The sequence below is a fragment of the Ramlibacter sp. genome, from assembly GCF_050250995.1.
GTDB lineage: Bacteria > Pseudomonadota > Gammaproteobacteria > Burkholderiales > Burkholderiaceae_C > Ramlibacter.
Genome location: NZ_JBFWNP010000042.1, coordinates 1 through 22,231, shown reverse-complemented (window position 1 = coordinate 22,231; position 22,231 = coordinate 1). Strand labels below are relative to the sequence as shown.

The window sequence follows — 22,231 nt, the reverse complement described above, 5'->3', positions numbered from 1 at the left end:
CGGCAGCACGCCGCCGTCAACGGGCGGCGCGGCGCCCGATCAGCCGCAGGCCAGCGGCTCCACGAAGGGCGCGTCGTCGGGCAGCGGCCCCCCGTTGATCGCGGACCCCGCGTAGGTCTGCTGGATCGCCACGACGTTGCGGATATGGTCCACGCTGGCCCCGAGCCGCTCGATCTCGGCCAGCAGGCCCTCGCGTTCCACGGCGAGCGCTTCCGCGAGCTGGCGCACGTAGCGGGGCAGCAGCCAGCCCTTGCCCCCCCGCCCGAACAGGGTCTCGCCGACCTGGCCCGCGTGCGACTCGAGCAGCTGCGCGAGGTCGCCGATGCGGGAGGCGCGCGACATGCGCACGCGGTCGATCAGGACGTGCGCGGACACGTTCACGCTCGTGAGCACGTTGCCCACGTTGTGCAGGACGTTGGTCGCGATCTGGGCCATGCCGGCGCGGCGGGCTTCCGCCACCAGCAGCGCCTGCGCATCGCGCAGCTCGCGCGTTTGCTGGCTCACCTTGCGCTGCAGGCGCTCGTAGAGGCCGGCGCTCTCCAGCGACACCGCGAGCTGCGCGGCGATCGTGGCCACGGCGGAAAGGCGATCCCGGCCGAAGGCGCCCCGGCTCGCGCGGTTCTCGAGGACCAGGATCGCCTGCGCCTGCTGCAGCACGGGCATGACCAACAGCGAGCAGCGCTCGAGCCCGCGAAACCGGAGATCCGCCGCAAAGCGCGCGTCGGCCATGACGTCGTTCACCAGGAGCGGCTCGCGCGTGCGGAAGGCGTAGCGCATGCACGTGAGCGGCACGCGCTGCGGGGCCGACGTCGCCGCGACGACCTTGCCGTCCGCGTCGCGCAGCGCCCAGTCGTCCAGCGCCTCGTCCCACACGGCGAGCGTCACGTCGGTGGCGCCGGCAATGCCGGCGAGCAGATCCTCGACCCGCGTCTTCAGCCGCGCCGGATTGCGCTCGGTCGCCAGCGCCTGCGCCGCGCGCAGCACGGCGAGGGTGTCGAGGTCGTCCGCATCCAGGGGTTCCCGCCGTGCCTCGTGCGAGGCGGGCTGCCGGCGATCCACGGCGGCGGCGCCGGTCTCGGCCGCGAGCAGCGCCACCTTCGCCGTCGCGCCCCAGCTCGCGTAGAGCTGCTGCGCCTCGAGCAGGAGCGCGCCGCCCGAATGCGCCCAGCCCTGTTCGAGCTGCAGCCGCGCCGCTCGTTCGCAGATCAGCGCCTGGTGCCAGGGACGGTGCGTGAATTCGAGCGCGCCCAGCGCTTCGTCGAAATGGCGAACCGCGTTCTCGGGCTCGCCGAGCGCCCATTCGCGCTCGGCCAGCAGATGCAGGTGCAGGTGGCGGAAGTTGAACGGCGTGTCGATGGCGCGCTGCCGCATCCACTCGATGTGCTCCTGCAGTTCCGCCAGCGCCTCGGCGGAGCCCGAGCCCGAGCCCGAGCGCAGTTCCCACGCCGCCGCGAGGCCCGACAGCCAGCGCGGCCACACGACCGGATACAGGCTTTCCCCCGAGTTGCGCCGCGACAGCGCGCGTCGCGCGTTGCGCGCGAGCCCCTCGGCGTCGGCGAAGATCGCGCAGATGATCGCCTGCGTCGACGCATGGTAGGCCGCGAGCCACGGATGCGCCTCCTCGACGAGATAGCGCGCCTCGCTCTCCCGGTGGCTGTCGAGCGAACCCGGGTAGGCGCCGTCGCCGAGCAGCGCGCGCAGCATGCGGCGGTCGGCGAGGCAGCGCCCGATCGACTGGCGGTTGTCCGCGCGGCGCGACAGCGCGAACGCGCCCTCGAGTTCCTCGGCATAGCGGCGCAGCGACGGCCCGCATTCGAAGACGCATTGCGCGACGTGACGCCATCCGAAACTCGCATTGCGCAGGTCGCCGCCCGCGAGCAGGCCCTCGCGGGCGCGCTCGGTCTCCGCCAGTGGCCGCTCGAGCGGCTCGATCCAGTGCATGCCCAGCGCGTAGACGAAGCGCACCTGGGACGCTTCCGGCTCCCAGCCGCGCGTCTCGCACAGCTCGAGCGCCTGCGTCGCCGCGAGGTAGCCCGTGCGCCAGTCCTGGCGCAGCAGGATGCTCACCGAACTCGCTCGGCTGAAGCTCACCACGAGGGGCGCGCACGGCCCGTGGCGCTCCCACAGCGCCTGCGCCTGGAACGTCAGCCAGGCGAGCAGTTTCACGTCGTAATGGAACGCCGCCGACACCAGGCCGGCAATCATCTTCGCGGAGGCGACGACGCGCGCATCGGCCGGCTCCGCCCGGGTGGCTTCGCGCGACAGGTCGAAGCGATCGACCCACCGCCTCAGCCGCTGGTAGCTGTCGTCGAAATCGGGCTCGCCCGCGAGGTCCGCGGGCGCGACGATGCCCAGTTCGCGCAGCACGGCCAGGCCGAGCGCGACGGCCTCGTCCATCCGATCGCGGTTGGCCAGGCTGCTGACCTGCGCGCAGTCGGCGTCGATGCGGGCGAGCGGATTGCGGTGGCGTGCCACGATCCGGCGGAAGATGGCGTCGGCCTCGGCCGGGCGGCCGATGCTGCACAGGGCCACGTGATAGTCGATCTCGCACGTCGCGAGCGCGACGGGGTCCGCGTGGGGCGTCGCCTCGGCGGCCTCCACCAGGCACAGCGCCGCATTCTGGAGACGGTAAGAGGCCTCGTGGTTGCCGAGCAGCCGCGCCTGCGCCGCCGATTCGCGCAGGAGCGCCGCCGCGCGCAGCCCTTCGGCGCCGGCGGGCACGTCGTCGACGGCCCACACGTACTGGTCGGCCGCGGCCGCCGCGAGCGCGGGGTCGAGGGCGAGCCGCCGGGCGAGCCCGAGATGAAAGCGCCCGCGCGAGTCCTGGGGCAGGCTCGAATAGGCGGCCTGCTGCACGCGGTCGTGGCGCAGCCGCAGGGGGCCGTCGTGGCCGGTGCCCGGCAGGATGAACTCGCAGCGGCGCAGCAGCGCGAGGGCGATCTCGAACTCGCCGGGGCCCATGCCGGCGGCCGTGCGCGCCGCCTGGCGCGGCGTCTGCATGCCGAGGCACGCAAGCGTCTGCAGCAGCTGGCGCGCGCTCGAAGGCAGCCGGCCGATGCGCGCCGCCACGACCTCCTTCACGCCGTGTCGCGTCAGGAAGGCGCCGACGGCCTCGTCGTCCCAGTCGGCGCATTCGCCCTCGCCTTCCAGGAGGCCGGCCTCGCGCAGGGCGTCGAGCAGTTCGACGGTTTCGTAGGGATTGCCCCGCGCGTGCTCGGCCAGCGTGTGGGCCAGCCGGATCGCCGGCGCGGGCGGCAGCCCGGCGCGGCGGGCCAGGAGTTGCGCCACCTGCGGCGGCCGCAGGTTCGCAACCCGCACCATCACGGCAGCGCTGTCGTCCTCCGTCCATCGCGACAGCGCGGGCACGAGCGGGTGGTCCTCGGCCAGGTCGTCGTCGCGAAACGCCGCCACGAGCATCAGACCCGAGATTTCGGCTGTGCCGAGGACCGCGTCGATCAGGCGGATCGACATCGTGCCGCCCCACTGGAGATCGTCGAGCACGAACACGAGCGGGTCCGCGGGGGTGGCGATGGCCCGCAGCAGGCCGGCGACCACTTCGGCCATGCGGGCAGCCGCCTGGGCGGGGTCGACCGCGCGCGGCTCGGGCACGTCGGTCAGCAATTCGGCGAACTCGGGCACCACGCGCGCGAGGCCGGCATGCGCGCCGAGCCCGCGCAGGATGCGCCCGCGAGCGTCGGCGCGCGTGTCCGCGTCCTCGGCCAGCAACAGGCGGCCGAGCGAGCCGAGCGCCTGGAGCAGCGCCGTCGTCTCGCGCTCGTTGCGCTGCTCGAACTTGCCGGCGACGTAGCGCACGCCCTGCGACTCGGCCAGCGGACGCAATTGCTGCACCAGGAAACTCTTGCCGACGCCCGCCGCCCCCGCGACGAGCACGACGCGCCGCACGCCGCCGGCCACCGCGTCGAACGATTCGCGCAGGCGGGCGAGTTCCGGCTCGCGGCCGACCGGCGCCTCGGGCGGCGGCGGATAGAGGGGAAGGTCAGGTCGAAGCCCGGGAGTTCTCATGGTCGGAAGCCGGCAGGTAGAGGCCGGAGGGTAAGCGCGGATGTGCCCTCCGGTCAACTTCCGTGTTAATTCTAAAATCAAATATCCACGTCGACCCGACTTCATTTAGTTCAAGGCCTCGCGTGCGACAATCGTGTCACTTTTCCGACTCCTGCAGCCAATACATCGAGGCGCGAACCATCCATGGGCTTTCTCTCCGGCAAGAAACTATTGATCACGGGCGTGCTGTCCAACCGCTCCATCGCCTACGGCATTGCCCGGGCTTGCCACGACCAGGGCGCCGAGCTCGCCTTCAGCTACGTGGGCGAGCGTTTCAAGGACCGCATCACCGAGTTCGCCGCAGAGTTCGGCTCGAACCTCGTATTCGATTGCGACGTGGGCGACGACGCGCAGATCGCGAAGCTGTTCGAGGACCTGTCGAAGACATGGCCGAAGTTCGACGGTTTCGTGCATAGCATCGGCTTCGCGCCGCGCGAAGCCATCGCCGGGGACTTCCTCGACGGCCTGTCGCGCGAGGCTTTCAAGATCGCGCACGACATCAGCGCCTACAGCTTTCCCGGCATGGCGAAGGCAGCACTGCCCTACCTGAACGAGAAGTCGGCCCTGCTCACCCTCACCTACCTCGGCGCGCTGCGGATCGTGCCGAACTACAACACCATGGGCCTGGCCAAGGCCTCGCTCGAAGCTTCGGTGCGCTACCTCGCCGGCTCGCTCGGCCCCAGGGGCATCCGCGTCAACGGGATCAGCGCCGGCCCGATCAAGACGCTCGCGGCTTCGGGCATCAAGGATTTCGGCAAGCTGCTGAAGGTCGTGGCCGACATCGCGCCGATCCGCCGCAACGTGACGATCGAGGACGTGGGCAACGTAGCCGCGTTCCTTCTGAGCGACCTCGCAGGCGGCGTGACCGCCGAGATCACCTACGTGGACGGCGGCTACAGCCACACGGCGGTGGCTGTCGAATAACCGGTCAGGAATCCTTGACGCAGTCCGCGTAGTAGCGCGGCTTGCCGTCCGCGCCGATTTCTTCCACGAGCCCGTGGATGTCGGTCTCGAAGCCCGGGCACTCGGCGTTGAACGCGCGCGAGAACTTCAGGTAGTCGACGATCCGCTTGTTGAACACCTCGCCCGGGATCAGCAGCGGAATCCCCGGCGGATAGGGCGTCACCAGGCTGGTCGTGATGCGGCCTTCCAGCTCGTCGATCTCCACCCGTTCCGTCTTGCGGTGCGCGATGTGCGCGAAGGCGTCGCTCGGCTTCATGGCGGGCTGCAGGTCCGACAGGTAGATGTCGGTCGACAGGCGCGCGATGTCGTACTTGGCGTACAGCTCGTGGACGTACTGGCACAAGTCGGCCAGTCCCATGCGCTCGTAGCGCGGATACTTCTGGCAGAACTCCGGCAGGATCTTCCACATCGGCTGGTTGCGCGCGTAGTCGTCCTTGAACTGCTGCAGCGCCGTCAGCAACGTGTTCCACCGGCCCTTGGTGATGCCGATGGTGAACATGATGAAGAAGCTGTAGAGCCCCGTCTTCTCGACGATCACGCCGTGCTCGGCGAGGAACCGGGTGACGATGGAAGCCGGGATGCCCTTCTTCGCGAACTTGCCGTTCAGGTCGAGACCGGGCGTGACCACCGTCGACTTGATGGGGTCGAGCATGTTGAAGCCTTCGGCGAGGTTGCCGAAGCCGTGCCACTTGGCCGCCCGCGCCTCGCCCTTGATGATCCAGTCGTCGGCGCGGCCGATGCCCTCCTCGGCGAGCTTGTCGGGGCCCCAGACCTTGAACCACCAGTCCTTGCCGTATTCCTCGTCGACCTTGCGCATCGCGCGGCGGAAGTCGAGCGCCTCCACCAGCGACTCTTCCACCAGCGCGGTGCCGCCGGGCGGCTCCATCATCGCGGCGGCGACGTCGCAGCTCGCGATGATCGCGTACTGCGGGCTCGTCGACGTGTGCATGAGAAAGGCCTCGTTGAAGAGGTGCCGGTCGAGCTTGTTCTCGGCGGCGTCCTGCACGAGCACGTGGCTCGCCTGGCTGATGCCGGCGAGCAGCTTGTGGATCGACTGCGTGGCGTACACCAGCGACTTCTGCGGCCGCGCCCGCTTCTTGCCCATGGCGTGGAAGCTGCCGTAGAACGGGTGGAAGGCCGCGTGCGGCAGCCAGGCCTCGTCGAAGTGCAGCGCCTCCAGGTACCCGTCGAGCTGCTTCTTGATCGTCTCGGTGTTGTACAGCACGCCGTCGTAGGTCGACTGCGTGAGCGTGAGGATGCGCGGCCTGCAGGTTTCGGGGTCCACGTGCGAGAGCAGCGGATTGGCCCGGATCTTGGCCTTGATCGCCTCGGGCGAGAACTCGCTCTGCGGGATGGGCCCGATGATGCCGAAGTGGTTGCGCGTCGGCTTCAGGAACACGGGGATCGCCCCCGTCATGATGATCGAGTGCAGGATGGATTTGTGGCAGTTGCGGTCGACCACGACCACGTCGCCCGGCGCCACCTCGTGGTGCCACACCATCTTGTTGGAGGTGCTCGTGCCGTTGGTGACGAAGAAGCAGTGGTCGGCATTGAAGATGCGCGCCGCATTGCGCTCGCTCGCCGCCACCGGCCCGGTATGGTCGAGCAGCTGCCCCAGCTCGTCGACGGCGTTGCACACGTCGGCGCGCAGCATGTTCTCGCCGAAGAACTGGTGGAACATCTGGCCGACCGGGCTTTTCAGGAAGGCGACGCCGCCCGAGTGGCCCGGGCAGTGCCAGGAATACGAGCCGTCTTCCGCGTAATCGAGCAGCGCCTTGAAGAACGGCGGCTGAATGCCTTCGAGGTACGACTTCGCCTCGCGGATGATGTGGCGCGCCATGAACTCCGGCGTGTCCTCGTACATGTGGATGAAGCCGTGCAGCTCGCGCAGGATGTCGTTGGGCAGATGCCGCGAGGTCTTGGTCTCGCCGTAGATGTAGATCGGCACGTCCGGGTTCTTGCGCCGGACCTCGCCGATGAACTTGCGCAGGTTGAGCACCGCCGGGTCGAGGTCGGGGCCGGGCGAGAACTCCTCGTCGTCGATCGACAGGATGAACGCCGAAGCGCGGCTTTGTTGCTGCGCGAACTGCGACAAGTCGCCGTAGCCGGTGACGCCGAGCACCTCGAAGCCCTCCGTCTCGATGGCCTGCGCGAGCGCGCGGATGCCCAGGCCCGAAGTGTTCTCGGAGCGGAAGTCTTCGTCGATGATGACGATCGGAAAGCGGAACTTCATGGCGGCAGGCCCCTCGCGGCCGGACGAAAAAGCGAAACAGGCGCGAAGTGTATGAAATTGGCGCGCCGTTCCGCGGTTCCGGCGTCGGGCCTGTCGTTTTTCAGCCGAGCGTCGAGTCCGTATCCGGTAGCGCCGCCCCGTCGTCCAGCGGGCTCGGCCGCGACCGCAGGCCTTCCGGCAGCAGGCCGTCGAACATCTCGCCGAGGGCCACCAGCCGCTCGCGCGCCACCTGCTCGCCGTGGCTGCGCGCGAGCACGGCCATGACTTCGCTGCGCATGAACCACAGCGCCTGCACGTCGCCCGCATACTGGATTCGCAGGGCCAGGCCCTTGTGCGCCGAGGCGCCGCTGGCACGGACCAGCTCGCCCATGCGCGCCCGGATGGCGTCGAGACGCTGCGCCGCTTCGCGCCGGCTCGTGGGCGGCCCGCTCGCGCCACTGCGCGATCTGCCGAGGGGTGAACTGCTGAACCAGGACATGGTGACTACTCCGGCGGGCGGATATCGAAGACTTCGGCCACGGCAAGGTCTGCCAGGCCGGCGGGTACGGGATGCGGCAGGCCGAGACCGGCCAGCCGCGAAAATCGGGCGTGCAGGGGCGTGCCGCCGGCACTGCCGCCCACGCCGAACGCGACGCGCCGCTGCTGCGCGGGCGCGAGCTTGCCGACGAGGCCGCGCGTGACGAGGATCGAGCCGCCCGCGCCGCAGCGCGAGAGCTGTTCGGCGCGGTGCGCGGCCTCGCCGAGGACGCGCAGGTCGCCGCGGCCGAACCGGCCGATGACGCCGACCCAGTCCTCGCCCGCGTCGAGCCCGGTGTTCATGTGCAGCGGCTGGGGCCAGGCCTTGCGCTGCTGCCAGCGCGCGCTGACCTGGCGCATGGCCAGCCGGACCTCGTGCGCCGCGGCGAGCGCGCTCCAGACGTAGCCGCCGCCCGCAGGGCCGCTGAAGCAGCTGGTCATGCCCTCGTCCGGATGCCGCCTGGGCTGCCCGCCATGGGCGCGGAAGATGCGATCGAGTTCGGACCAGAGCTCGTTGACGAGCTCGAAGTATTCGGCGGCCGTGAGCTGGATCCAGAGGCCCGATGCGTCTTCGAGGGTGGTGACGAGGATCGCGACGGGCGTGAGCGCAGGGGGGTGCGTTGGCGCGGGTTCGGGGAAGCCCTGGATTCCCGCCTCCGCGGAATTGACGGGAGGGTGAGGTACGGTCGCCGACGCCGCCAACCCCGGCGGATCGTCATCCCCGCGGGGCCGGGGATCCAGGGCTTCCGGGGTCCCGCCCCCGGCGAAACGCTCCGCCATCCTCGCCAGCGACCACCCCTCTCGCTTCAGGCGCTGGATCGTCTCGATCCGCTCCAGCGTGTCGTCGGGAAAATACCCGATGCGCGGCGCGGCGCCATCGTGCGGGCCGGGCGGAAGCACTTCCGGACGAGGGACCAGGCCGCTGGCAATGTAATTGTTCAGCGTGGCCCTCGAAATGCCGGTGCGCTCGAGGATGTCTTTGCTGGTGAGCAAGAGCGACTTCTCTCTGTCCAAGACTGTATAAGCCAAATACTAGACAGAATTGGACAGTTGCGCAACACCAATTCGATCAACTGTAGTGTGCCGCATACGTCGACTCACTGTCCAAGATATACTTAGACACTTATCGATTCAACTTGGACAGTTATTGGACAGTCACAATGGCCGAGTCGGGACTTCCTGGGAGCGTGGACATGTCGATTGCGACGGTATGGTGGCTGATGGCGGGTGCGGCGGTCGGCGTGGAACTGGTCACCGGCACTTTCTATCTGCTCATGATCGCGCTCGGCTTCGCAGCCGGCGCCCTTGCCGCGCATGCGGGTATCGGCCTGGCGATGCAGATCGTCGCGGCGGCCGTCGTCGGCGGCGGCGCGGTCGCGGCCTGGCACGTCCAGCGCGAACGCAAGCCGGCGGAGCTGCCCGCCGGTGCCAATCGGGACGTCAACCTGGACGTCGGCGAAACCGTGCATGTCGACGCCTGGGACGCCGACGGCACAGCCACCGTACGCTATCGGGGTGCGCAGTGGAGCGTGCTGGCCCACCCCGGCGCCCCGCCCTCGCCCGGCGCGCACCGCGTGCGTGAAGTCGTCGGCAACCGCCTCGTGGTCGAGAAGATCTGAAGACAGGAACCCCCCATGGAAATCGCCATCGTCTTTTTCGTCGTCGCCGTCATCTTCGTGGCGCGCACCCTCAAGGTCGTGCCGCAGCAGAACGCCTGGGTGGTCGAGCGCCTGGGCAAGTACCACGCCACGCTCACGCCCGGCCTCAACTTCGTCATCCCCTTCGTCGACAGGGTCGCGTACAAGCACAGCCTGAAGGAGATTCCGCTCGACGTGCCCAGCCAGGTCTGCATCACCCGCGACAACACGCAGCTGCAGGTCGACGGCATCCTGTATTTCCAGGTGACCGACCCGATGCGGGCGAGCTACGGCAGCTCGAACTACATCGTGGCCATCACCCAGCTCGCCCAGACGACGCTGCGCAGCGTGATCGGCCGCCTCGAGCTCGACAAGACCTTCGAGGAGCGCAACATCATCAACGCGCAGGTGGTGGCCGCCATCGACGAGGCCGCGCTGAACTGGGGCGTGAAGGTGCTGCGCTACGAGATCAAGGACCTGACGCCGCCCAAGGAAATCCTCCATGCGATGCAGCAGCAGATCACTGCCGAGCGCGAGAAGCGCGCCCTGATCGCCGCCTCCGAGGGGCGCCGGCAGGAGCAGATCAACATCGCGACCGGCGAGCGCGAGGCGTTCATCGCGCGGTCCGAGGGCGAGAAGCAGGCCGAAATCAACAACGCCCAGGGTGAAGCGGCCGCGATCCTGGCCGTGGCCGAAGCGACGGCGGAGGCCATTCGAAAGGTGGCCGAGGCCATCCGCCAGCCGGGCGGCGAACAGGCCGTGCAGCTGAAGGTGGCGGAGCGCGCCGTCGACGCCTACGGCAAGGTCGCCTCGGACGCGACGACCACGCTGATCGTGCCGAGCAACATGACCGAAGTGTCCGCGCTCATCGCGTCGGCGATGCGCATGGTGCAGACGAGCCGGCCGCCGGCGTGATGGTGGGGTCGCTGCCCCCCTGTCATCGCGCGGGGCCGGGGTGCCGCGCGGCGCTCAGCCCAGCACGATGATGCGGGCCTGCGCCCCCGCGTAGGGGTCGTAGCCGAGCAGGCCCGCGCGCACGTTCGCTTCCTGCTGAGCGGCGATGCGTTTGCGCGTGTCGGGGCTGCCGTCGGTCATCATCTCGATGAGTTCGGGTTCGAAGCGCAGCACGACCGGCGCGGCATAGCGGAAGCGCGCGTGCGGATCGCCCTGCATCGACCAGGAGATGACAAGCGCCCCCTTGTCGTTCTGCGTGACGATCGCATGCGGCGGGAACAGGTGCGCGTAGGCACCCCAGAAGACGGCACGGACGTCGTCCGGCGCGCTGAGGCGCCGGCTGCCGCCCGGCACGGTGGCCTGCGCCTCGCGCGGCGGGTCGTCCTCGGACGCCGGCGGCTTTCGTCCTCGCACGCCGAAAGCGCTCCAGAGGCTGGAGGGGCCGAAGTCGGACGGCGGCTGGCTGGGGTCACCCTGGGGCATGGCGGTTTTCCGGCCAATTCTAGGTGCAGGCGGCTGGTCCCGGCAGCTTGCGACTGCGTGGCCGCCCTCCCCCGTCGCCAAGGCTTTCAGGCGCAACGGTCGGGCTCGACCGGCGGAGCGGCTTGCGAATCGGCCATGACCTGGGATTTCTCGCGCAGGCAGTGCAGCCGCAAGCTGCGCAAGGCCAGCGGCTCGGCGTGATCGATGCTCTGGGCAGCGCGCTCGGCCTCGGCCAGCTGCGTCCGAAGAAGCGCGAGGACTGCGCGTGAATCCATAACCTGACCTTCGTGATCCATTACCACCTCTCTGAACTCCGGTCTGGTGCCGGGATGGGCGAATAATGAGGACCTCTTGTCACGCAGGCAATGGTTCTCAGGTGAAGTCGGGGTAAAGGCGTACGTCGACCTGGCGCGGGCTGCGAACCGCTCGGCTACGGCACGGCGAGGTAGAGGATCGCGGCGATCGAGGGGAAGAAGACGAGGGCGAACATGAGCAGCGCCCAGAGCTCCCAGCTCGCCCGTGCCTTGTCGTTTGTACTCATGCGGATACTTCGTTTCGGGTTGCGAACGCGCAAGCAAACCGAAGGCTTAAAGGGGATGGGCACCCGCGAGTAGGCAGTGCGCGCTCGCCCAGAGAGTGTGGCGAAGCGTGACGGCGATGTCTGCCCGTTTTCCGGCGTCCATGTGATCTATGTCACGCGGGACGGAAAACGGCGAGCTTGCCGAAGGTCGACGGCGCGCGAAGGGAATCAGCGCTGGGTCAGCAGGACTTTGAGTTTCGCGAGCACATCGGTCAGCACGTCGTCGGCAGCACGACCGGCCTTGTCGGCGCCGCGCGCTTCCCAGTCGAGGCTGCGAAGCTGGTCTGCCAGTACGACGCCCTTCACGCCCCTCACGCCGATCAACTCGACTTCGAACGGGTAACCCTTGATCTGGCTGGTCACCGGGCAGCAGAGCATCAGCCCGGTGGCCGTGTTGTATGCCTTCGGGGACAGCACCAATGCTGGCCGTCGGCCCGCCTGCTCGTGACCTGCCTGTGGATCGTGATCGAGCCAAACGACTTCACCCTGGTCCGGCGCCCCCGCCCGCCTCACCATGCCTCGCGTCCCACGGCCGGACCGAAGTCCGCGGGCGCATGCCGGTTCTGCTTCGTGATGCCTGCGAGGAGGTCTTCGAGCCGATATTCGAGTGCGGCAGGCGCAAGAACAATCTTGCCGTCCTCTGTCGTGAGATCCAGTTGGTCGCCTAGGCCGATGTTGACCTGCTTCATGATGGCGGCCGGCAAGCGGATTGCGCCGCTATTGCCCCATTTCTGGATTTCGACTTGCATGGTTCATCCCGGAAAAATGTTTATACATTGTAGATACACTGCGGAGGCGCGTCAATCGAGGACGGCCGATTGACGGAAGTCATCCTGCAGCCGCTTGCTGGAGGAGTTGCGCGGTTTGCGAGCGAGCATGAACCGCATGGGGCACTCAGACAGCCGTCATCGCTGACGGAGTGCTGTGAAACGTGTGCATGCGACCGAGCGCAACACGGAGACGGTGGAAAAAGCTTGCGGTGAGCGGGACTCGCGCCGATCGTCGTGAGGTCGTCCGGAGCCCGGGCGGCCCTACTTCACGACGCGCAGCCGCGCGCGCCGAGGAGTGCGACAGGGTTCTAAGCGCCGGCTTTGAGAAGATCGACGAGCTTTCGAGCCATCGGCGACCACGCGTACATCGGGGTGTCCCACGTGCTCTCCTTTGAGTACAGAAGGCCGAGGGAGATCAGCCCACTGACGACATATTCATCGGGACTGTCAGGACGCACATATAGGCGTCCATCTGCGCTTTCGGGCTCGTTCGAACCGATGATCGTCACGCCGGGCGCCCCGACCTTGGCGACGATGAACTCAACCTCCACCACGGACAGATCACGCAGCAGACGGCCGAGAGGCGTAGCGTGCGCCTTCACCGTCTCTGGAGCGACAGCGGCTCCGATGGCCGCAGCTTTGAGGACGCTGAGCTTCTCAGACGAGATCGTCGAGAACGATGCCGCCACAGCTTCGCAGATGACCGTGTACTGATCTTCGTTCACCTCCCGCGGATCGCAGCGACCATGGAGTTGCTGCTGAAGATCCTCAAGGAATTCGCACTGTCGCTGTGCGTGCAGTGCAGGCAGAACCCCTGTCAGCCAAGGCAGCAACTGAGCTGCTCCGACGGCGAGCGCCGTGGGACTTGCGTCGCCCAGAAGAAGTCCAGCACCGCTCCCGACGACCGCGGCAGCCGCGCCTGCACCTGGATGCCTAAGGATCTTTTCCGTGACAGTGGAGGCCGTCAGCCGCTTTTCGCCTTCGCTCATCGTCGCCCTCCTCGGCCATCAGCACCGACATCCAAGGGGTTCGGATATTGGCGGATGGTTTGGTGGATAGGATTCCGAAACGTCCGGAAACCCGCACGAAATCTAGGCTCGTGGCGGAGAGGGCGGGATTCGAACCCGCGGAGGGCTATTAACCCTCACACGCTTTCCAGGCGTGCGACTTAAACCGCTCATCCACCTCTCCGGGAAGCCCGCCATTGTAGCAGCGGGGTCGCGTCGACTCAGGCGTCGATTGGCGGAACCGCGCCGATCAACCCCAGTCCCGGCCCCGCATCCTGCTGCGGCAGTCCCTGGTACATCGTGGCTATGCCCATGTTGTACTGGATCGCGGCCTGGCCCCAGGTCACGTCGCGCTCGATGTTGTCGAGGATGTTCACGAGGTTCAGCACCACCTGGCCCTTGCTTTGCGGGAACGCGCCGAAGAAGATGCTCAGCGCCTCTCGCAGCACATTGAAACTCTCGGTGGGGCTCGTGCCCCCCGTCGTCGTCGCGCTCAGCTTCAGGTTGTTGAGCACGCTGCCCGCCAGCGAAAGGTCCGGCGTGGCCGCGAAACGCGCCGCCACGTCGGCCGCATAGGCCGCCGCCGAGCCCTTGGCGTTGTACAGCGCGACTTCGCTCGAGAAGGCGACGCTCGACGGCGCCTGGCCGTAGAAGGCCGAGTAGACGCCAAGCAAGACCTTCGACGCGGCCGGTACGTTGACGGTCGGACGCGAGGTGTCGTGGACGAGGATGGACGAGGTCTGTCCGCTCGCGAGCACCACCGTGACGGTGTCGTTGCCGTCGGTCACGGCGTCGTTGAGCAGCGGAACCGAGATCGTCCCGTGACCATCGGCGCCGATGGTGTACTGGCCCGTCGACAGGCTCGGAACGTCGTTGATCGTGACGCCGATCAGGTTGTAGGTGGAGGTCGTGCCCGCCATCGACACGGGCGCGGTCACGGTCCAGGCCGCGTTCTCGCCTTCGCCGATCACGGACCGCACGGCCGAGACGCCGATTCCGGAGCCCGCCGTCGCGCCGAGCGTGAACATGCCGCTGCCCTGCCCCGCATCCATCGCCCCAAGGTAGAACGTCCCCGTCTGCGTGGCCGTGTACGCGATGCGTGCATTGCCGTCCGTGCCGCTGTTGTCGTCGCTGGCGACGAGCACCTGCGCCGGCGAATAGAGCTGCAGCAGCGGATTGGTCAGGCCGCCCACGTTCGTGCGGACCATGTCGAACAGGTAGGTCGTCCCCGCCGTGAGGGACACGGCGAACATGTCCTTGTCCGCGGCCTGCTCGATGTTGCCGCCCGTGGCGGCGCTGCCCGGGCGCACGACGCCCGTGGTCGCGGTGGTGAAGGGATGGTCGTCGACGATGTCGGCCATGGGCGAAGCTCCGTCAGTCAGGTGGGGGAACCCGGATCGTAGTTCACGCCGCCTCGCTCGCGCTGCGCGCTTCGTCGGGATTCGAAATCATCGACAGCAGCAACTGGACGTCCGCCGGCTTGACCATGTGGAAGTCGAACCCGGCCTCGCGCGAGCGGTTGCGGCTCTCGGCCTCGCCGTAGCCGGTCAGCGCGATCAGCAGCGCGTCCCGGCCCTCGGGCTGGCCGCGCAGGCGGTTCGCGACCTCGAAGCCGTTCATGCCCGGCAGGCCGATGTCGAGCAGCACGACGTCGGGCCGGAATTCCTGCGCCACCTTCAGCGCCGTCATGCCCTCGTGGGCGACGCGCACCTCGAACCCTTCCATCTCCAGCAGCGCCATCAGCGTCTCGGCCGAGGCCGCGAGATCGTCGACCACGAGCACGCGTGAAGGCTTGCGCGACGCCGTCGCCACCGCCGCGCGTTCGGGCGCGGCCACCGGCGCCGGTTGCTCGTGCGGCGCCGCGACGCGCGCGGGCAGCTCGAGCGTGACCTCCGCGCCCTGGCCCAGTCCCTCGCTGTGGGCCCACACGCGGCCACCGTGGAGCTCCACGAGATGCCTCACCAGCGTGAGGCCGATCCCCAGTCCGCCCTGCGAGCGGTCGAGCGACTGGTCGGCCTGCGCGAACAGGTCGAACATGTGGGGCAGGAACTCCGGCGCGATGCCCGCGCCCTGGTCCTTCACCACGATCTTTACCCGGCCGTCGCGATAGGTCGCGGTGAGCCGGATGCGGGTGTCGACGCCGGAGAATTTCGACGCGTTGTTGATGAGGTTCGAGAGGACCTGAGACAGGCGCACCTGGTCGCCATCGACCACCACGTCCTCGCGCGGCAGCTCCATCGCGAGCGTCTGCTCGCGCTGCTGCAGCTTGGGCGCGCTGGCCTCGACGGACCGCTCCAGCAGCTCGGCGAGCGAGAGCGCCTCGGGCTTGACCGCGACCTTGCCCTGCACGATGCGGGAGACGTCGAGCAGATCGTCGATCAGGCGTGTCATGTGGTCCGCCTGCCGGCCGATCACGTCGCGCACCCAGCCGAGCTTCGGCGGCAGGTCCCCCGCCGTCTGCATGATGTGGACCGCGTTGCGGATCGGCGCGAGCGGATTGCGCAGCTCGTGGGCGAGCATGGCGAGGAATTCGTTCTTGCGCCGGTCGGCCTCCTGCACCGCCGAATACAGGCGCGAGTTCTCCATGGCGATGGCGGCGCGGCTCGCGAACTCGCGCACGAGCGCGATGCGGGGCGGATCGAAATCGCCGTCGTTGCCCAGCAGCGCCAGCGCGCCGCGCAGCGTGTCGCCGGCCATGAGCGGCGCGATCGCCGCCGCGCGTCCCTTGCCGTTGCGCCAGAGGCGGAACTCCTTTTCGCGCACCACCTGGTCCGCCACGGCACGCAGTTCAGCCGAAAACGACTCCTCGTCGCCCGCCGAAGGCGCCGGGTGCATCTCCAGCCGGCGGATGCCGCCCGACTTGTCCGGGAAGCCGAGGATGGCGCGGTCGCCCAGCATCGGGACGGACAGGTCGAGCACGGCGGCGATGGTGTCGTCGAGGTTCAGCGAGCGCGAAAGCCCCCGGCTCGCTTCGGCCAGGAAGTCCGCGCGGTGGATCGCGTCCTCGGCCGCTTCGCGCGCGGCCTCCGATCGCGCCAGCTCCTCCCGCTGCACGGCCTGCCGCTGCAGCGCGCGGTTCATTCGGAACAGCTCGACGAAGACCCGCACCTTGGAGCGCAGCACGTCGGGCACCACGGGGGACGGGATGTAGTCGACGGCGCCCAGCGCATAGCCGCGCCGCGCCTGCAGCTCGTCGACGTAGGCGGTGATGAAGACGATCGGCGTCTGCGCCGATTTCTTGTACTGGCGGATCAGGCTCGCGGTCTCGAGCCCGTCGATGTCGGGCATGTTGACGTCGAGCAGGATCACCGCGAACTCCATCTCCAGGATGAACTTCAGCGCCTCCTGGCCCGAGCGCGCGCTCACGATGTTCTGGCCGAGCTCCTCCAGGATCGTGGTGAAGACGACGTGCTTCTCCGGCAGGTCGTCCACGATCAGGATGTTGGCCTTCTCCTGGGCGTCGAGGGCGGCGGAGGCGGTCGACAAGGCGTCTTGCATCGGGGCTTTCACTGGTGCAGCCATGCGCGCAGCACGGTCAGCAGGTCGGGCGTGTTCACGGGCTTCGAGAGGTAGTCCCAGGCGCCCGCTTCGATGCACTTCTCGCGGTCGCCCTTCATGGCCTTGGCCGTGACGGCGATCATCGGGAGGTTCTTGCCGGCGGGCAGCTTGCGGATCTCCTTCATCGTCGCCATGCCGTCCATCTCCGGCATCATGATGTCCATCAGCACGACCTCGATCTTCGCATCGTTCGCCACGCGGTTGATCGCCTCGCGGCCGTTGTCGGCCCAGACGATGTCCATGCCGTGCTCTTCCAGCACGGTCGCGAGCGCGAAGATGTTTCGCATGTCGTCGTCGACGATCAACACGCGCCTGCCGGCGAGCGGCTTGCTCGATTCGTAGACGTCGTGGATGACCGAGCGCTTCTCCTCCGGCAGGCGCGCGAGGCTGTGGTGCAACGCGAGCAGCGACAGGTCGAACAGGCGCGGCGCGCTATGCACCTCCTGCACCGTCATCGTCTCGTCGGAGTGCCATGCAAAGCCCGAGCCCTGCTTGCCGCGGAACACGATGACGGGCAAGGGGCCGATGCCGCCGGCCCGGCTCGCCAACGCGCGGCGCACGTCGCGCGGGTCGAGCGCGGCGAAGCCGTCCTCGATCACCACGCAGTCGTAGTGCCGCGCCTCGAGCGCGGCGAGCAGTTGTTCGCCGCGCTCGATCACCGTCGCATCGATCTGCTCGCCGTCCACCTGCGCCAGCAGTTCACGGCGCGCGTCGGCGTCGTCGAGCGCGATCAGCAGGCTCTTCGCCGGGCGCGACACGTAGTCGTGCAGCCGGTCGAGCATGTCGTCGAGCACCTCCTTCGACTGGATCGGCTTCTCGAGGAAGGCGACCGCGCCCGACTTGTAAGCCCGCTCCTTCGAGTCGTCGGTGGAAATCACCGTGACCGGCACGTGGCGCAGCGCCGGGTCGTGCTTCAGCCGGTCGAGCACGCGCCAGCCGGCCATGTCCGGAAGGTACATGTCGAGCGTGACGGCCGAGGGCTTGTGCTGGCCGGCCAGCGTGAGCGCGCCCGCGCCCATCGTCGTCACCACGCCCTTGAAGCCCTTGGCGCGCGCCGCATCGAGCAGGAAGCGGGCGAATCCGAGGTCGTTCTCCACGATCAGCAGGACGAGGTCGCCCGTGTGGATCGAATCGCGGTCGTCGCCGGCCGGGTTCAGCGCGGCCGCGTTCTCGTCCGCCTCGGCTTCCGCGCCGTCCACGGGCTCCAGCAGCGGCGCGGCCTTGCGCTGCGGCAGTTGCCTGAACTGCGGCGCCTGCGGCAGCGCTTCGGCCCGTGGCGCCTCGGAGGTCGTGAATCGCCGCGAGGTGCGCGTGGTCATGTACACGAGCGGCAGGTACAGCGTGAAGGTGGAGCCCTGCCCCGGCTGGGACGTGAGGCGGATCTCGCCGCCGAGCAGCTTGGACAGCTCGCGCGAGATCGCGAGGCCGAGGCCCGTGCCGCCGTACTTGCGGCTGGTGGAGCCGTCGGCTTGCTGGAACGCCTCGAAGATGATCTGCTGCTTGTCCGGCGAGATGCCGATGCCGGTGTCCGTCACCGAGAAGCCGAGCACCTGCTGCGCGCGGTTGAGATCGTCGTTGTCCGTGCTCCAGCCGCCGAAGGCTTCCTCGATGGTCAGCGTCACGTGGCCCTGGTGCGTGAACTTGAAAGCGTTCGACAGCAGGTTCTTCAGGATCTGCTGCAGCCGCTTCACGTCGGTCACCATCGACGTGGGCAGGTCCACCCCGGTGCGGATGAGGAACTCGACGTTCTTCGCCTCCGCGACGTGGCGGAACGTGCGCTCGGTGAACAGTTGCAGGTCCGACAGGCGCAGGTCGCTCACGTCGACCACCACCGTGCCCGACTCGATCTTCGACAGGTCGAGGATGTCGTTGATCAGCATCAGCAGGTCGTTGCCGGACGAGTGGATCGTCTTGGCGAACTCGACCTGCTTGGGCGAGAGGTTGCCCTCGGGGTTCTTCGACAGCTGGTCCGACAGGATCAGCAGCGAGTTGAGCGGCGTGCGCAGCTCGTGCGACATGTTCGCGAGGAATTCGGACTTGTACTTCGAGGTCAGCGCGAGCTGCTTGGCCTTTTCCTCCAGCGCCTGGCGGGCCTGTTCCACCTCGGTGTTCTTGCGCTCCACCTCCTCGTTCTGGTGGGCGAGCAGCCGGGCCTTCTCCTGCAGTTCCTCGTTGGTGGTCTGCAGTTCCTGCTGGCGGCTCTGCAATTCCTGCGCGAGCGACTGGGACTGCGACAGCAGGTCTTCCGTCCGCATGTTGGCCTCGATCGTGTTGATCACGATGCCGATCGATTCCGTGAGCTGGTCCAGGAAGGCCTGGTGCGTCGGATTGAAGCGCTCGACCGAGGCGAGCTCGATCACGCCGCGCACCTGGCCTTCGAAGATGATGGGCAGCACCAGCACGTTGAGCGGCGGCACCTCCGTGAGACCCGAAGCGATCGTGAGCGAGTCCGGGATGTTGGACGTCAGCATGATCTTCTTCTTGTCGAAGGCCGCCTGGCCGACGAGGCCCTGGCCGAGGTCGATCTCCTTGCCGTAGGCGCCGTGCCCGTCCGACGCGTAGCTCGCCATCAGCCGCAGACGAGGCTGCTCGGCGGTGTAGCGCAGCACGTAGAACTCCGCCTGCTGCGCGCCCACCACGGGCGCCAGCTCGGACAGGATGAGGTGGCCCACCGCCACGAGGTCGCGCTGGCCCTGCAGCATGCGCGAGAACTTCGCGAGGTTGGTCTTCAGCCAGTCCTGCTCGGTGTTCACCTGCGTCGTGTCCCGCAGGTTCGAGATCATTTCGTTGATCGTGTCCTTCAGCGCGGCCACTTCGCCCTGCGCTTCCACGGTGATGCTTCGCGTCAGGTCGCCCTGCGTCACGGCGGTCGCCACTTCGGCGATCGCGCGGACCTGGGTCGTGAGGTTGGCCGCGAGCTGGTTCACGTTCTCCGTGAGGCCCTTCCATGTGCCCGAAGCGCCCGGCACCTTGGCCTGGCCGCCCAGCTTGCCTTCCACCCCCACTTCGCGCGCAACGGTCGTCACCTGGTCGGCGAAGGTCGCGAGCGTGGCCGTCATGGAGTTGATGGTGTCGGCGAGCGACGCGATCTCGCCCTTGGCCTCCACGGTCAGTTTCTGCGCGAGGTCGCCGTTGGCCACGGCCGTCACCACCTTCGCGATGCCGCGCACCTGCGACGTCAGGTTGCCGGCCATGAAGTTCACGTTGTCGGTGAGGTCCTTCCAGGTGCCGGCCACGCCTTGCACATAAGCCTGGCCGCCGAGCTTGCCTTCGGTGCCCACCTCGCGCGCCACCCGCGTCACTTCGGACGCGAATGACGAGAGCTGGTCCACCATCGTGTTGATGGTGTTCTTCAGCTCCAGGATTTCACCCTTCACGTCCACGGTGATCTTCTTCGACAGGTCGCCCGCCGCCACCGCCTTCGTCACGTCCGCGATGTTTCGCACCTGCGAGGTCAGGTTGCCGGCCATGAAGTTCACGTTGTCGGTGAGGTCCTTCCAGGTACCGGCCACGCCCTGCACGTAGGCCTGGCCGCCCAGCTTGCCCTCGGTGCCCACCTCGCGCGCCACCCGCGTCACTTCCGACGCGAACGAGCGCAACTGATCCACCATCGTGTTGATCGTGTTCTTCAGCTCCAGGATTTCGCCCTTCACGTCCACCGTGATCTTCTTGGACAGGTCGCCGGCGGCCACGGCCGTCGTCACCTCGGCGATGTTGCGCACCTGGGCCGTCAGGTTGCCGGCCATCGAGTTCACGGAGTCGGTCAGGTCCTTCCACGTGCCGGCCACGCCCTGCACGTCGGCCTGGCCGCCCAGCTTGCCTTCGGTGCCCACCTCCCGCGCCACCCGCGTCACTTCCGATGCGAACGATCGCAGCTGGTCCACCATCGTGTTGATGGTGTTCTTCAGCTCCAGGATTTCACCCTTCACGTCCACCGTGATCTTCTTGGAGAGGTCGCCCGCGGCCACGGCCTTCGTCACGTCCGCGATGTTGCGCACCTGCGAGGTGAGGTTGCCGGCCATGAAGTTCACGTTGTCGGTGAGGTCCTTCCACGTGCCGGCGACGCCCTGCACGTCGGCCTGGCCACCCAGCTTGCCTTCCGTGCCCACCTCCCGCGCTACCCGCGTCACTTCGGAGGCGAACGATCGCAACTGATCCACCATCGTGTTGATGGTGTTCTTCAGCTCCAGGATCTCGCCCTTCACGTCCACGGTGATCTTCTTCGAGAGGTCGCCAGCCGCCACGGCCGTCGTCACCTCCGCGATGTTTCGCACCTGGGCCGTCAGGTTGCCGGCCATCGAATTCACGGAGTCGGTCAGGTCCTTCCAGGTGCCGGCCACGCCCTGCACGTCGGCCTGGCCGCCCAGCTTGCCTTCGGTGCCCACCTCCCGCGCCACCCGCGTCACTTCGGACGCGAAGGACGAAAGCTGGTCCACCATCGTGTTGATCGTGTTCTTCAGGTCGAGGATTTCGCCCTTCACGTCCACCGTGATCTTCTTGGAGAGGTCTCCCGCGGCCACGGCCTTCGTCACGTCGGCGATGTTTCGCACCTGCGAGGTCAGGTTGCCGGCCATGAAGTTCACGTTGTCCGTGAGGTCCTTCCAGGTGCCGGCGACGCCCTGCACGTCGGCCTGGCCGCCCAGCTTGCCTTCCGTGCCCACTTCGCGCGCCACCCGCGTCACTTCGGACGCGAAGGAGGAGAGCTGGTCCACCATGATGTTGATGGTGTTCTTCAACTCCAGGATCTCGCCTTTCACCTCCACGGTGATTTTCTTGGAGAGGTCGCCGGCGGCCACGGCGGTCGTCACCTCCGCGATGTTGCGCACCTGCGCCGTGAGGTTGCCGGCCATCGAGTTCACTGAGTCGGTGAGGTCCTTCCACGTACCGGCCACGCCCTGCACGTCGGCCTGGCCGCCCAGCTTGCCTTCGGTGCCCACCTCGCGCGCCACGCGGGTCACCTCGGATGCGAACGAACGCAGCTGGTCCACCATCACGTTGATGGTGTTCTTCAGTTCCAGGATTTCGCCCTTCACGTCCACCGTGATCTTCTTGGACAGGTCGCCCGCCGCCACCGCCTTCGTCACGTCCGCGATGTTGCGCACCTGCGCCGTCAGGTTGCCGGCCATCGAGTTCACGGAGTCGGTGAGGTCCTTCCACGTGCCGGCCACGCCCTGCACGTCGGCCTGGCCACCCAGCTTGCCTTCGGTGCCGACCTCGCGCGCCACCCGCGTCACTTCCGAGGCGAACGATCGCAGCTGGTCCACCATCGTGTTGATGGTGTTCTTCAGCTCCAGGATCTCGCCCTTCACGTCCACCGTGATCTTCTTCGACAGGTCGCCCGCCGCCACCGCCATCGTCACTTCCGCGATGTTTCGCACCTGGGAGGTCAGGTTGCCCGCCATCGAGTTCACGGAGTCGGTCAGGTCTTTCCACGTGCCGGCCACGCCCTGCACGTCCGCCTGGCCGCC

General features: G+C 67.9%; 15 protein-coding genes and 1 tRNA gene. 3 read left to right on the top strand and 13 right to left on the bottom strand.

Going from position 1 to position 22,231, the window contains the following annotated elements:
• Positions 1-39: 39 nt before the first annotated feature.
• Positions 40-4,023: an AAA family ATPase gene (locus tag AB7E83_RS21315; protein WP_428572823.1), complete on the bottom strand. Its 3,984-nt coding sequence runs from the start codon at positions 4,021-4,023 to the stop codon at positions 40-42.
• Positions 4,024-4,206: 183 nt separating this feature from the next.
• On the opposite strand from AB7E83_RS21315, the gene fabI reads away from it, so the two are divergent.
• Entirely contained in the window at positions 4,207-4,986 is a 780-nt protein-coding gene (gene fabI / locus AB7E83_RS21310; protein WP_428572822.1) for an enoyl-ACP reductase FabI, read from the top strand.
• 4 nt (positions 4,987-4,990) lie between these two features.
• On the opposite strand, the gene AB7E83_RS21305 is transcribed toward fabI, so the two are convergent.
• From AB7E83_RS21305 to AB7E83_RS21295, 3 genes are all read right to left on the bottom strand, one after another.
• Complete coding sequence (locus AB7E83_RS21305; RefSeq protein ID WP_428572821.1) at positions 4,991-7,258, bottom strand: Orn/Lys/Arg decarboxylase N-terminal domain-containing protein; 2,268 nt, start codon at positions 7,256-7,258, stop codon at positions 4,991-4,993.
• A 100-nt stretch (positions 7,259-7,358) separates the two neighbouring features.
• Entirely contained in the window at positions 7,359-7,736 is a 378-nt protein-coding gene (locus AB7E83_RS21300) for a hypothetical protein (RefSeq protein ID WP_428572820.1), read from the bottom strand.
• Between the two features lie 5 nt (positions 7,737-7,741).
• Complete coding sequence (locus tag AB7E83_RS21295) at positions 7,742-8,767, bottom strand: adenylate/guanylate cyclase domain-containing protein (RefSeq protein WP_428572819.1); 1,026 nt, start codon at positions 8,765-8,767, stop codon at positions 7,742-7,744.
• Positions 8,768-8,967: 200 nt separating this feature from the next.
• Between AB7E83_RS21295 and AB7E83_RS21290 the strand changes: the two genes are divergently transcribed.
• Both AB7E83_RS21290 and AB7E83_RS21285 read left to right on the top strand, forming a co-directional pair.
• A complete protein-coding gene (locus tag AB7E83_RS21290) occupies positions 8,968-9,393 on the top strand; it encodes an NfeD family protein (protein WP_428572818.1) in 426 nt (141 codons plus the stop codon).
• A gap of 15 nt (positions 9,394-9,408) precedes the next feature.
• Complete coding sequence (locus AB7E83_RS21285) at positions 9,409-10,326, top strand: SPFH domain-containing protein (RefSeq protein ID WP_428572817.1); 918 nt, start codon at positions 9,409-9,411, stop codon at positions 10,324-10,326.
• A gap of 54 nt (positions 10,327-10,380) precedes the next feature.
• Here the strand turns inward: AB7E83_RS21285 and AB7E83_RS21280 are convergent, their stop codons facing one another.
• The 9 genes from AB7E83_RS21280 to AB7E83_RS21240 all read right to left on the bottom strand — a co-directional run.
• Positions 10,381-10,848, bottom strand: a complete 468-nt coding sequence (locus AB7E83_RS21280) for a hypothetical protein (RefSeq protein WP_428572816.1) — start codon at positions 10,846-10,848, stop codon at positions 10,381-10,383.
• 86 nt (positions 10,849-10,934) lie between these two features.
• Entirely contained in the window at positions 10,935-11,123 is a 189-nt protein-coding gene (locus tag AB7E83_RS21275) for a hypothetical protein (protein WP_428572815.1), read from the bottom strand.
• Between the two features lie 473 nt (positions 11,124-11,596).
• Positions 11,597-11,944 (bottom strand): endoribonuclease MazF, encoded by a 348-nt coding sequence (gene mazF, locus AB7E83_RS21270; protein WP_428572814.1) that lies wholly within the window; start codon positions 11,942-11,944, stop codon positions 11,597-11,599.
• A complete protein-coding gene (locus AB7E83_RS21265) occupies positions 11,938-12,177 on the bottom strand; it encodes an AbrB/MazE/SpoVT family DNA-binding domain-containing protein (RefSeq protein WP_428572813.1) in 240 nt (79 codons plus the stop codon). The genes mazF and AB7E83_RS21265 overlap by 7 nt, the downstream gene beginning before the upstream one ends.
• Positions 12,178-12,506: 329 nt before the next feature.
• Complete coding sequence (locus AB7E83_RS21260; protein WP_428572812.1) at positions 12,507-13,187, bottom strand: hypothetical protein; 681 nt, start codon at positions 13,185-13,187, stop codon at positions 12,507-12,509.
• A 111-nt stretch (positions 13,188-13,298) separates the two neighbouring features.
• A tRNA-Ser gene (locus AB7E83_RS21255) sits at positions 13,299-13,389 on the bottom strand.
• 37 nt (positions 13,390-13,426) lie between these two features.
• Positions 13,427-14,566: a pre-peptidase C-terminal domain-containing protein gene (locus AB7E83_RS21250; protein WP_428572811.1), complete on the bottom strand. Its 1,140-nt coding sequence runs from the start codon at positions 14,564-14,566 to the stop codon at positions 13,427-13,429.
• A gap of 43 nt (positions 14,567-14,609) precedes the next feature.
• On the bottom strand, positions 14,610-16,703 hold the full coding sequence (locus tag AB7E83_RS21245) for a response regulator (protein ID WP_428572810.1): 2,094 nt from the start codon (positions 16,701-16,703) through the stop codon (positions 14,610-14,612).
• 8 nt (positions 16,704-16,711) lie between these two features.
• Positions 16,712-22,231, bottom strand: a 5,520-nt coding sequence (locus AB7E83_RS21240) for a HAMP domain-containing protein (protein ID WP_428572809.1), incomplete at its 5' end; no start/stop codon positions are given.